A 13,103-nucleotide genomic window follows, 5' to 3' on the forward strand; every position below is an offset into this window, starting at 1 on the left:
CTCTCAACTATTTCTCAAATTTCTGCTTTGATTCGCTTGGAATTTGCTGAATGTAGATATCAATACCGTCTTGTTGTAATTTGGTCAGTAAATCTGCTTCAAGATCGGTTAAATTAATGGTTTTAGAGTAGTTTTTTGTGCCTTCACGTGGCTTAGTGCCGCCTAAATTAAGGCTGGTTATTTTGCCTTGCGTGCCACGGATTAATTTTTCAGCATCTGCTACTGATTCAACGACAATTAGCATCTGATATTTATCCGTGACGCCTGAGTTAATCGCCTCAATACTGTCATCGATAGATTTCATCACTAATTTTGCATGCTCTGGCTTAGCCAAACGAATCGCAGATTTACGTAGTTCGTCAGTGGCAACAACGTCATTAGCAACTAATATCGTGTTTGCATCCATACTTTCGAACCATGAAACAACAACTTGACCATGCAATAAGCGATGATCAACACGTAACAATTTAATCATTGGTGTACCTCCTAAGTGAAATCGACCACATATTTGGTATTACTAGCAAACTTATACTCAAGGGCAATCGGTTCGCTATTAGTATCAAAATAGTGATTAGAAATTTTAAATAATGGGTCGTTAATCTGGATTCGAAGTTGTTTGGCGAGCTCTGAGTTGGCTACAATCAGTTGCAAATCTTGTTCTAATTTATCGACTTTTTTCTTGCCTGAATTGATGATTTCGAGCGCAGATAACACTTTGATAATTGAAATTTGAAAATCGGGAAAGTTATTTAATGGCAGCACAAAGATCGCTTTTACGATACTGTTTTTTGCCACTTCAAGGAAGCTAATGTAATAGACCAGTTCAGCCGGTTTTATTTTTAGTAATTGGCTGTAATATGCGCCTGCTTGCCTTAAGTAAGCTTCTTTGATGACTTTTTTATGATTGGGGTAGATGTAAGGTTTAATGATGCCTGTCATCTCTAAAATATTTTGGGTCGAAAGCGTTGGCGCAACAAACAGCCCCACTCCTTTTTTCCTCACCACCATATTTTGATCGACTAATCGATCTATTGCTTTACGGACAGTTGTTCGGCTTACATTGTAATCTTTTTGTAATTGCCCTTCGGGTGGTAACTCAGCACCAACGCCATATCGTCCGGTATTTATCTGCTCAAGTAATTGAGCGGCAATTTTTTCAAATAGCTTCATTTATGTTTTTCCTCATAATTGAAGATATTTTTAGCCGATAAGTGATAGCGAAATCGGTTGCCAATCAAATATTGATCGGTATGTTCAAATGGCTGGAAATTATTATCGTAACTGTAACTTGATACTTTATAGATAGGTGTTCCTTCGGCAATAGCTAAATACTGTGCTTTATCTTCGGTCGCTGCTTCGTAAGTGATCTCTTCCCGACCATGGCTTGGGGTAAAATGATAATGCTCTTTAAGGTATTCATAGAGCGAAACGTTATTTAAATCCTGTTTTTCTAAATCGGTAAATTTTTCCGAAGGGAGATAATTGATTTCATAAGAAAGCGGAGTGTTGCCCAATAAACGTTGTCGGATAATTCGAATTAATTGTTGGTTGGATCCAAAAAAGCTACGCAATTGTGCGGGCATTTTTATAATTTGGTTGGACAATACTTTTATTTCAATTTGAACATTTTCTTCTTTTTGGATCTCTTCACTAAACGAAGACATTTTTAGCATATTGATTTCAAAAACGTTGTGATTCGGAATGTGGTTATCGGCTTGAAAAATATAACTTTCCATCGCTAAATCATGCAAGGCTTTCCTGACGGTTGTTCGGCTTACCTTAAAAAATTCCGCAAGCCCTCGCTCAGTCGATTTTTCCGTAATAATTTTAGGATTTGCTCTTATTTGTTCTTCTACATCGGTTTTAGACGCAATATCACGATATTCCAAAGATCACACTCCAATTACTGGGCTTTTTTAATTCACAGATATATCTTAAATCACATAATATAGTTCAAAAAATAGATAAAAAAATACATGTTGTCAATTTTAAGTACCAAAAGTGTAAGCGAGATCACAAATTTTATGAGATAGTTAATAAAATCAATTAAATGAATATTAATTAGGGTTGGCGGTGGGGTAAAATAGCAGCAGATAGTGCGTTAAATAAATACGATAAAGCGACAGTTTATAAGCTATTGTGGAGAATAACAGAGCTGAAGCGGATAATAAAAAAGCCTACTCATTGAGCAGGCTTTTTTATATAAAAATTGGTCGGCGAGAGAGGATGACTCGCATTTCATGCTCGCCCTTCGGGCCGTTGCTAAAGCAACGTTGTCTCGCTGCGCTCGGCTCGAACCTCCGTCGGTTCTCATCCTCTAGACTAAAGCGGATAATAAAAAAGCCTACTCGTTGAGCAGGCTTTTTTATATAAAATTGGTCGGCGAGAGAGGATGACTCGCATTTCATGCTCGCCCTTCGGGCCGTTGCTAAAGCAACGTTGTCTCGCTGCGCTCGGCTCGAACCTCCGTCGGTTCTCATCCTCTAGACTAAAGCGGATAATAAAAAAGCCCACTCAATGAGTAGGCTTTTTTATCTGAAATTGGTCGGCGAGAGAGGATGACTCGCATTTCATGCTCGCCCTTCGGGCCGTTGCTAAAGCAACGTTGTCTCGCTGCGCTCGGCTCGAACCTCCGTCGGTTCTCATCCTCTAGACTAAAGCGGATAATAAAAAAGCCTACTCATTGAGCAGGCTTTTTTATCTGAAATTGGTCGGCGAGAGAGGATTCGAACCTCCGACCCACTGGTCCCAAACCAGTTGCGCTACCAAGCTGCGCTACTCGCCGTTAGATGTTTTTGCTTCGTATAAATGGGGTGGCTAATGGGACTCGAACCCACGACAACTGGAATCACAATCCAGGGCTCTACCAACTGAGCTATAGCCACCATAAGAAGCAGGACGAAATATTACGCATAAAAAATAACATTGTCCAGCATATTTTTTAAAAAATGTGCTGATTGATTATATTAAAAGCGCTAAAAGTTTAATCTTTTAGCAATAACCAAATTATTTAAGCTTTATGCGACATAATATCAATAATTTGGCTGTCGATAACTTTCATGCTATTGCTAACTATTGCACCTAAATTATTGATAGATGTTTCCACACTATCACAGACAATGCCTTCTTTACCGGTGACTCGGGTTTGATTTAACGCCATTAAAACGGCTTTAAAACCCGATGATACCGAAGTTGAAACTTTCATCGCACAGCTATTGGATGCGCCGTCACAAATGATGCCCGATAGATCACCAATCATATTACAAATCGTCATATCAACCGGTTCATATTGCCCTTTACCCAGTAACCAAGCCATACCTGCTGCCGACCCCATGGCTGCGGTTGACGCTGCACAAAGTGCCGATAAAGGTGGGAACTTGCTATGAATATAGATCGCAATCGTATGCGATAACATCAAGGCTCGAGCTAGCTGTTCAGGCGTTGCATTTAAATAATCAGCAACCACAACGACTGGCATTGTGGCGGTGATGCCTTGATTACCCGAACCGGAGTTACTCATCGCCGGCAGTGTTGCCCCACCCATTCGTGCATCCGAGGCGGCGGTTGTGCGAATTATCACTTTAGAAAGTAGATCATCTGCCAGTAAGCCGGTTTTGGTTTGTTGATGTAAAGTTGTGGCAATACTTAAACCATAGGCTTTTGATAACCCTTCTTGTGATAAAGCATCGTTTAATTTTGCTGAATCTAAGATAAATTTGATATCGTCAAAGTTAGCCTGACTGGCAAATTCATAAATGAGCCTCACCGACATATTTTTAAGGATGATATCGTTTTTTGACTCACATCGGCGGGTGTTATCGGCTTGAAAAATTGTTTCACCATTTTTTTCAATTAACGTCACATTAGTATGCTGATCTTCAATGCAGACTTTAACATGGTCAGAGCGGGTATAAATATTCGCTTCAGAGTAGATAGCTTTATTGCTTTTGGCAATTTGTACCGTGATTTTGTTGTCTGCTAACATATTTTTGGCTTGAGTGATTTGGTTATCTGTAATATTTTTTAATACCTCAAGTCCGGCATCAGCATCGCCACCAATCGCACCTATTGCAGCGGCAATGGGTAATCCAATCATACCGGTACCGGGTACGGTTACGCCCATACCGTTTTTCATTAAATTAGGGGAAACAAAAGCGTCGATTTTTTCAATACTGTTTTTATCAATATGCCGAGCTGCGCAAGCGGCGGCTAAAGCAAGTGAAATCGGCTCAGTGCAACCAAGTGCCGGCAAAACTTCATGTTTCACCAGTTTAATTAATTGTTGCCACATTACTTGTTGTTTCATTTTTTATCTCCATATAGTCATAAGTAATGTTAGATGGTGAAGAACATTTAACAGACAATGAACGTACTATTTTAGTCTATGTTGATCAAGAATTGAATAATGTCAATATATTATCAATAGTGGTTAATATTTAATGACTAATTTATCGATGTTATTTAGTCATAAATAGACTAAAACGTACATTAAATCTTAAACTTATTTGCATTATTTTAAGGTAAATTAAATCGTCGGGAATCGTTCAAATTATGTAATATTTTAGTAAAACCGACTGACTTTTTTTTTATTATTGCAATAATGTAAATACCTAAAATTAAATAATAATGGCGATATATGATAAATATTTTATTAATTGATGATGATATTGAATTATCACAGATGCTTAGTGAATATTTGACCAATGAAGGTTTTAATATCAAAAGTGTTTATTTGGGTAAAGATGGTATTGATGAAGCACTTTCAGGTAAATATCGTGCAGCAATTTTAGATGTTATGTTACCGGATGTTAATGGTATTGATGTCCTTAAAAGTATTCGTCAACAATGTAATATGCCAGTTATTATGTTAACGGCTAAAGGTGATAATATTGATCGCGTTTTGGGACTGGAGTTAGGCGCTGATGATTACATCCCTAAACCATGTTATCCACGTGAATTATTAGCCAGATTGCGTGCTGTGTTACGTCGTTTTGATGAACGTTCAGTCGAATTGGTTGATGATAAAAAATATCATTTTAATGGCTTAACGTTAGATTTACCTCAACGACTTTGTACCTGGAATGGTAAAGTCATTGATTTGACCTCAACCGAGTTTAATTTGTTGGTTTTATTGGTCAAACATAGTGAGCGAGTGGTTACTAAAGAAGAGCTTTCAGAAATTGGACTTGGACGAGCACGTGAGCTCTATGATCGTAGTGTCGATGTTCATATCAGTAACATTCGTCAAAAATTACATCAAGTCGCCCAAAATGATGTCACAATTGAAACGATTCGGGCTGTTGGTTATCGTATTCGTTAATTTGCAATTAGGCTTGCTATGAATCGTCGATTATTCACAAAAATACTCATTATATTTGGGGTCATTTTTTATCTTACTTTCCAATTTACTTGGATTGCTTTTTCTTACTATATAGAAAGTAAAAATCAACGATTTTTAAATCATATGCCGACAAAAGTCGACATGATAGCGCAATTATTGCATGTTGCTGGCGAAGATGAAACACTCAATTTTATCGCCCATTTACCGGAGCGTGAACGGGCGTTGTTGTCGATAAAGTTAGTTTCTCCGCAAAATGATCAAGTCAATATTCTGACTGATGAATTAGAACCGCCAACTTATGTTTATCAACGCACCACTATCGCGCCAGACGGTACGCTCTATACGGTGTCATTTAAAGAAGATAAAGATAAGGATGATCACGTTAAAAAAGCGCTGTTTAACATGCCACTACCTATTGTATTAATGGGTATTTGTGTTGGGTTGCTATTTAGCCTATTTTTAGCGTGGAACTTAACCAGACCGATGAAGCTACTAAGGGAAGGCTTTTTTCGAGTCTCTCAAGGCGATCTATCTGTACGATTATTTGAGAAACTAAAAGCTCGACGTGACGAATTAAGCGAACTGGGTAAAGATTTTGATATGATGGTTGAGCAGCTCAACATCTTAATTTCAGATCGTCAAGCCCTATTGCATGATGTGTCACATGAACTTAGAACGCCATTAGCTCGCTTGCAATTAGCCATTGGACTAGCCCAGCAAAATAAACAAAATATTGACACCGCGTTAGCCCGTATTGAGTTAGAATCAGAACGATTAGATCAGCTTATTGGTGAAATCCTAAACTACTCTCGTGCTGAGATGAATAATCGTACCGATGAATATTTTGATCTTAAAGAGTTACTTGGCGTTGTGATAAGCGATGCGAATTACGAAGCCAATCATCAATTGATTAATGTCTATTTTAATTTATCGCCTATTTCTCATTCAATTGTGAAAGGTAATTCAGAACAGATCCGTCGGGCAGTTGAAAATATCATCCGTAATGCGATTCGTTTTTCCAAACCCGGGCAAGCGGTTGAAGTAACATTAAAAGAGTCAGGTAAGTGCTTACAAATTGAAGTGAAAGATCGGGGACCCGGCGTTGAATCCAGTAAACTATCGAGTATCTTTGAACCGTTTGTTCGTATTCAATCTGCTCAGTTAGGTAAAGGTTATGGGCTGGGGCTTGCCATTGCCAGAAAGACCGTTATTATGCATAACGGTACTATTCAAGCAAATAATCGTGATGGTGGTGGGTTAGTGGTGACAATTAAATTACCTTACTGGCGTAAACACTAATAGCAGTCTTGATTAACTGTTAGCACATACTCTTTAATGAGCCGTTGTAATTCAATTTTGTCATGGCCGATAAAATTGAGCGATTGCATTATAGATTGCGGATTGGTTTCTAATGTCGCTTTATATTGTGCAATATATTGGCTGGCAATCGGTTTATAAGACCAGTGCCACTCTTCGGGTTGATAGCCACCTTTACGCCCTTCATTAAATGCCTGACAAAATCCATATTTAGCTAAATTGTCTTGTAACCATTTATATAAAATAATGCCTTTTTTATCATTTTTAAAATAGTCCGATGAAACACTGGTGATATCAATATCGGTACCCCAATGGTGTCTTGATGTGCCGGGCATGGAAGAGAATTTCAAAATCTCTTGAGCAATTTTTTTTGGATCATTTATCTTTTTTGCCAGTGCATCCCATTTACGTTGCCAAATGCCATTTTGATAGGTGTAATTGCGTGTTGCACTAACCACAATAAAAGGAATATCGGGATGTGCTGCCTTAAAATCGTTATAAGCTTTAATCAGTTGCTCTGTCGGCTCCTTTTGTAGATACATGCCTTTTTTATTAACCGGTAAGATTGTTGAATCTAACGCAACAAAATTACTGTCTTGTTTTTCATCGAACTGACCGATAAGTTTGTTTAGTGGTATTGTTTGTGCCATAGTGAAAGTTGTGTATAAAAGTGGGGTTAATGTTGAAAGTGAAGTAAAAATTATTTTTATAACTCTCGCCTTCTTAGTCATTTTATATTATCCATTATATTCTATTAGCCACAATAGGTGAAAAACAGTATAATCCTTTCCCTGAAATTTGAAATAGCCATAATGTGTAAAAACGAGGCCTTATGTTAACAACTGCAACATCTAATACGTCTGTAAATTGTTCAGACACAACCAAAACCCTTGATCTCAATCCAACGCCTGAAAAAATCAATTTGCTCAATTTTACCCGGCAGCAATTGCGTGAGTTTTTTATCTCGTTAGGAGAAAAACCATTTAGAGCTGACCAAGTGATGAAATGGATCTATCATTTTGGTATTGATGATTTTGATCAAATGACCGATATCAATAAAAAATTACGTGAACAGTTAAAAACGCTGGCAGAAATTAAAGCGCCAACTATTGCAATGGAGCAACGATCATCTGACGGCACCATTAAATGGGCGCTTGATGTTGGTAATAACCAAATGATTGAATCCGTGTATATCCCTGAGCGTGATAGAGCGACACTGTGCGTTTCATCACAAGTGGGTTGTGCGTTAGAGTGTAAATTCTGCTCGACCGCTCAGCAAGGTTTTAACCGTAATTTAACCGTTTCTGAAATTATTGGCCAAGTTTGGCGAGCGTCAAATGCTATTGGAGTAACCGGTAAATTGGCCGATCGTCCGATTACCAATGTGGTGATGATGGGTATGGGCGAACCGTTACTGAATTTATCGAATGTGGCACCAGCAATGGAGATCATGCTTGATGATTTTGGCTATGGTTTATCAAAACGTCGAGTCACGCTTTCTACGTCCGGCGTTGTTCCGGCTTTAGATAAATTAGCTGGCATGATTGATGTGGCGTTAGCCATTTCCCTGCATGCGCCTAATGATGCTATCCGTAGCGAAATTATGCCAATCAACCAAAAATATAATATGGCGATGCTGCGAGATTCTATCTTACGCTATCTGGCGACTTCCAATGCCAACCATGGCAAGGTCACCATAGAGTATGTGTTACTTAACCAAATTAATGACAGTGTTGAGCATGCGCATGAACTGGCTAAGTTCCTAAAAAATGTGCCGAGTAAAATTAATTTAATCCCATGGAATCCGTTCCCCGGTGCGCCTTATTCCCGTTGTTCCAATACCCGCATCGACCGTTTTATGAAAACGTTAATGGGCTATGGTTTTACCGTTATTGTTCGTAAAACACGTGGTGATGATATTGATGCGGCGTGTGGTCAGTTAGCCGGTGAAGTTGTTGATCGCACGAAAAGAACGCTTTATAAAAAGCAAAATCTTGCTCAACAAACGGCATAACAAAGCAGAATATAAGGAATTGAACATGAAAAAAATAGTGCCGATATTAAGTTGCTTAATGGTCATGCTATTAGCGGGTTGTCAAAACACAAATGGTGAAGAGTTTGATCCTGAAAAAGCGGCGCTAGCCCGAATGCGTTTAGGTTTGGGGTATTTGGCCAAAGCCGATGAATCAGAAGATAACGTCAAAGCCGCACATTATAATCTGAAATTAGCCGCACAATACTCGCCGAATAATCCGCAGGTTATGCTGGCTATGGCAATGTTTGATCAGCATGTTGGTGAATATAACGAAGCAGAGATGATTTATAAACGCATTACCTTAATGCAACCGGGTAATGGCTTATATCATGTTCATTATGGCTCGTTTTTATGTGGCCGTAATCGTTATCAAGAAGCCAAGCAACAGTTTCAGCAAGGGCTTGATTTCGACCGGCACAGTTGGAAAGCGGATGTTTATGAGCAATATGGATATTGTGCGATTCAAAATGGCGATAAAAAAACGGCTGACTCAATGTTTCAGCAACTGTTTAAATACGATGCTAGCCGTCGAGATAGCGTAATAAAAACCGCAGAACTCTACCGAACAAAAGGGGATGCGAAAGTGGCGAATTACCTATTTTCAGTAACCAAAAAATAGTTTTGATTAAACAATAAAAATTAAATATAAAATATATCATTTGAAGCAGAGTATATGTCATGAGTTTCTGGGCTATTTTGTTATTGGCGTTAGCCATGTCTACAGATGCGTTTGCCGTAGCGGTATGTCGTGGCACATCTTACCAATCAACGCCTTTTATTGGCGCATTAAAAGTTGGACTATTATTTGGTGTCATTGAAGCCATTACCCCCTTATTGGGTTGGTTAATCGGCTATATTGCTCTGCAATATATTGAAAAATGGGATCATTGGGTCGTTTTTGCCGTCATGTTATTTTTAGGTATTAGCATGATTTATAACAGTTTTAAGGAAGATGATGAAAATTGTGATGAGTCAGTCACCCAATCGTCAAAAAAATCTTTTTTAATGCTTATTTTTACCGCTATCTCAACCAGTATTGATGCCTTTGCCGTGGGGGTTGGATTAGCGCTTGCCAGTGTTAATATCTATCTTGCCGCTGGAATGATTGGTCTGGCGACCTGTATTATGGTGACAATTGGCTTATTGTTAGGTAGAAAAATCGGTTGTTTTATTGGAAAAAAAGCTGAGCTAATCGGCGGAATAGTCCTTATCTTAATTGGTGTGATAACGCTTTATCAGCATCTATCGTAATGAGAAAACCGTCGACCGTGACGGTTTTTTATTGACGGCAGATTATTATCTGCCGTTACTATTTTTATACTAAAACATAGGTATTTTCTGAAACTTCTTGTCAAACGTTAATCGATTAAACTACAAACCAAATCATACATTGCTTGTTTTGTCGGGACGATTGGATTTTGCAGTGATCGTGTTGTTAAGTATCTCAAAAAAGCATAGATTCGTGTTTTATACTTAAACATGGGTGTTTTCTGAAACTTCTTGTCAAACGTTAATCGATTAAACGACAAACCAAATCATACATTGCTAGTTTTGTCAGGATGATTGGATTTTGCAGTGATCATGTTGTTAAGTATCTCAAAAAAGCAAAGATTCGTGTTTTACACTAAAACGTGGGTGTTTTCTTAAACTTCTTGTCAAATATTTATCGATTAAACCACAAACCAAATCATACAATGCTAGTTTTGTCGGGACGATTGGATTTTGCCGTGATCCTGTTGTTAAGTATCTTAAAAAATCAAAGATTAGTGTTTTTATACTAAAACATAGGTATTTTCTGAAACTTCTTGTCAAATATTTATCGATTGAACTACAAACTAAATCATACATTGCTTGTTTTGTCGGGACGGTTGGATTTTGCAGTGATCCTATTGTTAAGTATTTCAAAAAAGCAAAGATTCGTGTTTTATACTAAAACATGGGTATTTTCTGAAACTTCTTGTCAAATATTTATCGATTGAACTACAAACTAAATCATACATTGCTTGTTTTGTCGGGATGATTGGATTTTGCAGTGATCCTGTTGTTAAGTATCTCAAAAAAGCAAAGATTCGTGTTTTATACTAAAACGTGGGTATTTTCTGAAACTTCTTGTCAAGATTTTATCGCTTTGTTTAAAAGCCAAATTGATGATTAATCTTTTATTTAAAGGATGCGGGGCGGATAAGGAAATAAAAAAGGGGGCATATAGCCCCCTTTGCTTAAGTATGATTTAGCAATAAATCAACCTATTTGCCCAAAGTAAAATACCGTATTAGTTTTTACTAAATTCGATATCAAAACTATGCGTCTGTTGATTATAAATCGCTTTAAATACGCCCTGATCATGAGGGTTTTGTAAAATATGATTCACAATAAATGGTCTTATATTGGCTTTAATATAACCCGGTAAACCTCGTGCACCACGAATAATGTCATAGTGTTCATGACAAAATGCGCTGATACAAGCATCTTGCATTTCAATGCTATAGCCTCGTGGCTGATAAGCTTGATTCAATTTATCGATTTCACGGCGAATAATTTTTTCAATAATTTGCATCGGCAAGCGTTTAAAGTGAAGAATATTTTCTCGTCCGTTAAAGCGGTTAAGCAATTCTGAACGGTAAGTATTATTGAGTTCATTTGTAGCCAATTGACAAGCTACTTCATCAGACAGTTCCGGATCTAAATAGTAAGATTGTCCGATGTTAGATGTCATGATGATCATGATATCGGAAAAATCAACGGTTCGACCAACGTTGTCGGTTAATCTTCCGTCCGATAAGATCTGTAAAAAGATATTAAATACATCCGGATGTGCTTTTTCGATTTCATCGAAAAGATAAATACCAACAGGTTTTGCTCTAACTGAATTGGTTAAAATTCCGCCTGCTTCAAAGCCTTCATAACCTGGTGGTGCACCGATCAATTTGGCCACAGCATGTTTTTCCATATATTCAGACATGTCAAAACGTATTAACGATTTTTCGTCTCCGTATACATAGAGCGCAAGCGCTTTGGCCATTTCGGTTTTACCTACACCGGACGGACCTAGGAATAAGTAAGACATGGCTGGACCCGACTCTTCAAGCGCATCCACTTTCGCAACTTTTACCGAATTGGCGACATGCTTAACAATATTATCTTGCCCAAAGATGCGTGATAATAGGTGATCTTCAAGATGAATTAAGTTTTCGATTTCATTTTCATCGAGTTTATTGGCCGAAATACCCGAAATTTTACTAAATTCACTGATCACTTGCTGGCGCTTAAGCTGTAAATCTTTGTTAGCTAATGTGACCAGTTTTTTATGTTGTTGGTTATTTTGTTCAATTTCGGCATCGATTTGTCGAATTTTTTCTTTTAATTTGGTCACTGCGGGTGAATCAAATCCACCAGAAGTTAACTGGGCAAAGGTTTTTATAGCAGAAGATTCTGAATTTTTGTTATTCTCTTCTTCTTGTTCTAACTGAGTGATCTCATCTTGCAACTTAAAGCGCATTGTTTCAGCATCACGTTGATATTGGTAAGTTTTGCTAATCTCTGATTTAAGTTCTTGCCAATCTTGTTGCCACTGGTCAAGTTGCTTTTGCAGCTCTTGCTTTTCTGATTCATTAGAACTACGGCTGATTTTTTCCATTAATTCCGTAATTTTAGGGTGCTGTTTATGGGTTAATTGGCGGTAGCTGGCAAAAGCACGATCGAGTAATGAAATTGCTCGTTGTGGTTGTGCGCCACCTAAACCTAAACTGTCACGATATTTACTTGTTAAATGGATCGCCTCGATGACGGCTTCTTCATCCACTGCGATTTTATGGTGCTCAGATAACTCTTGTGCAACAACACTAACAATTGCATTTAAATCATCTCCAGCCGGCTCTTTGACATCATAAAGGGTGTAAAGCTCAGACATATTGGTGCTGGCTTTTAAAACACTGCTTAACTTATCATCACGCACTTCTAAAATAACTTGGAAATTATCTGATTTATCCGCATTATTTAAAGCGTTGATAAAGTGTGAGTTGCCGGTGTTGTGTGCGGCTTCAAGAAAATTAGCCGTGTCGGTTATGATTAAAACCGATTCCGGTGTTTGCATTAATTTTTTTAAAATTCGTTGAAACTCGTTATTAATTTTTGCGCTATCACCACTGGCAAAAAGTGCATCACTATTTAACCAAAACAGTTTTTTGACAATTAAGTCAAATGGTGTGTCCGGATTATTTTTTGCCGCTTGTAAACCAAGGGTAAGCGCCGAAACGCCTACACCTGCTGGACCCGTTAATAATAGTGAGTTTGAAGTTTTTCGTATAAGAATCGATGATATTCTTTCTAAATCATGCTCCCTTCCCACTAAAGCAAAATTGGGATATTGCGCTAAATATTCGCGTCCTCTAACTAAATACATTGATAATT

Annotated in this window: 11 protein-coding genes, 2 tRNA genes and 3 other RNA genes; 5 read left to right on the forward strand and 11 right to left on the reverse strand. The window is 37.9% G+C overall.

Features of this window, described 5'->3' with window-relative positions; all coding sequences use genetic code 11:
* Positions 1–7: 7 nt before the first annotated feature.
* The 9 genes from J3U42_RS06175 to J3U42_RS06215 all read right to left on the reverse strand — a co-directional run bounded on the left by J3U42_RS06175 (position 8) and on the right by J3U42_RS06215 (position 4,306).
* The gene (locus J3U42_RS06175; protein ID WP_220218410.1) at positions 8–475 is read right to left on the reverse strand and encodes a PTS sugar transporter subunit IIB; all 468 of its coding nucleotides are present in this window, start codon (positions 473–475) and stop codon (positions 8–10) included.
* Between the two features lie 11 nt (positions 476–486).
* Positions 487–1,170 carry a GntR family transcriptional regulator gene (locus J3U42_RS06180; RefSeq protein WP_220218409.1) on the reverse strand — a complete coding sequence of 228 codons (684 nt, stop codon included), beginning with the start codon at positions 1,168–1,170 and terminating at the stop codon, positions 487–489.
* Positions 1,167–1,889 carry a GntR family transcriptional regulator gene (locus tag J3U42_RS06185; RefSeq protein ID WP_220218408.1) on the reverse strand — a complete coding sequence of 241 codons (723 nt, stop codon included), beginning with the start codon at positions 1,887–1,889 and terminating at the stop codon, positions 1,167–1,169. The genes J3U42_RS06180 and J3U42_RS06185 overlap by 4 nt, the downstream gene beginning before the upstream one ends.
* A gap of 321 nt (positions 1,890–2,210) precedes the next feature.
* A non-coding RNA gene (locus tag J3U42_RS06190) (RtT sRNA) lies at positions 2,211–2,335 on the reverse strand.
* 41 nt (positions 2,336–2,376) lie between these two features.
* Positions 2,377–2,501, reverse strand: a non-coding RNA gene (locus tag J3U42_RS06195) — RtT sRNA.
* Positions 2,502–2,542: 41 nt separating this feature from the next.
* Positions 2,543–2,667: non-coding RNA, RtT sRNA (locus J3U42_RS06200), on the reverse strand.
* A 41-nt stretch (positions 2,668–2,708) separates the two neighbouring features.
* Positions 2,709–2,785, reverse strand: a tRNA-Pro gene (locus J3U42_RS06205).
* 24 nt (positions 2,786–2,809) lie between these two features.
* Positions 2,810–2,885, reverse strand: a tRNA-His gene (locus J3U42_RS06210).
* Between the two features lie 125 nt (positions 2,886–3,010).
* Positions 3,011–4,306: a serine dehydratase subunit alpha family protein gene (locus J3U42_RS06215; RefSeq protein ID WP_267335970.1), complete on the reverse strand. Its 1,296-nt coding sequence runs from the start codon at positions 4,304–4,306 to the stop codon at positions 3,011–3,013.
* A 333-nt stretch (positions 4,307–4,639) separates the two neighbouring features.
* On the opposite strand from J3U42_RS06215, the gene J3U42_RS06220 reads away from it, so the two are divergent.
* Together J3U42_RS06220 and J3U42_RS06225 are read left to right on the forward strand one after the other, a co-directional pair.
* The gene (locus J3U42_RS06220) at positions 4,640–5,320 is read left to right on the forward strand and encodes a response regulator transcription factor (RefSeq protein WP_366915688.1); all 681 of its coding nucleotides are present in this window, start codon (positions 4,640–4,642) and stop codon (positions 5,318–5,320) included.
* 18 nt (positions 5,321–5,338) lie between these two features.
* A complete protein-coding gene (locus J3U42_RS06225) occupies positions 5,339–6,640 on the forward strand; it encodes an ATP-binding protein (RefSeq protein WP_220218405.1) in 1,302 nt (433 codons plus the stop codon).
* Here J3U42_RS06225 and J3U42_RS06230 read toward each other — a convergent pair.
* Complete coding sequence (locus J3U42_RS06230; RefSeq protein WP_267335971.1) at positions 6,637–7,389, reverse strand: M15 family metallopeptidase; 753 nt, start codon at positions 7,387–7,389, stop codon at positions 6,637–6,639. The two genes, J3U42_RS06225 and J3U42_RS06230, sit on opposite strands and share 4 nt — an antisense overlap.
* Positions 7,390–7,490: 101 nt before the next feature.
* Here J3U42_RS06230 and J3U42_RS06235 point away from each other — a divergent pair, with 101 nt between their 5' ends.
* Genes J3U42_RS06235 through J3U42_RS06245 form a run of 3 tightly spaced genes read left to right on the forward strand, consistent with a single transcriptional unit; the run spans position 7,491 to position 9,944 of the window.
* Complete coding sequence (locus J3U42_RS06235) at positions 7,491–8,672, forward strand: bifunctional tRNA (adenosine(37)-C2)-methyltransferase TrmG/ribosomal RNA large subunit methyltransferase RlmN (RefSeq protein ID WP_220218403.1); 1,182 nt, start codon at positions 7,491–7,493, stop codon at positions 8,670–8,672.
* Positions 8,673–8,697: 25 nt separating this feature from the next.
* On the forward strand, positions 8,698–9,312 hold the full coding sequence (locus J3U42_RS06240; RefSeq protein WP_220218402.1) for a hypothetical protein: 615 nt from the start codon (positions 8,698–8,700) through the stop codon (positions 9,310–9,312).
* A gap of 59 nt (positions 9,313–9,371) precedes the next feature.
* Entirely contained in the window at positions 9,372–9,944 is a 573-nt protein-coding gene (locus J3U42_RS06245) for a manganese efflux pump MntP family protein (RefSeq protein ID WP_267329010.1), read from the forward strand.
* A 1,021-nt stretch (positions 9,945–10,965) separates the two neighbouring features.
* Here J3U42_RS06245 and J3U42_RS06250 read toward each other — a convergent pair.
* A complete protein-coding gene (locus tag J3U42_RS06250) occupies positions 10,966–13,095 on the reverse strand; it encodes an AAA family ATPase (protein WP_267335972.1) in 2,130 nt (709 codons plus the stop codon).
* Positions 13,096–13,103 lie beyond the last annotated feature (8 nt).

The sequence above is a fragment of the Gilliamella sp. B2923 genome, assembly GCF_026536565.1.
In the GTDB taxonomy this organism is placed as follows: Bacteria; Pseudomonadota; Gammaproteobacteria; order Enterobacterales; family Orbaceae; genus Gilliamella.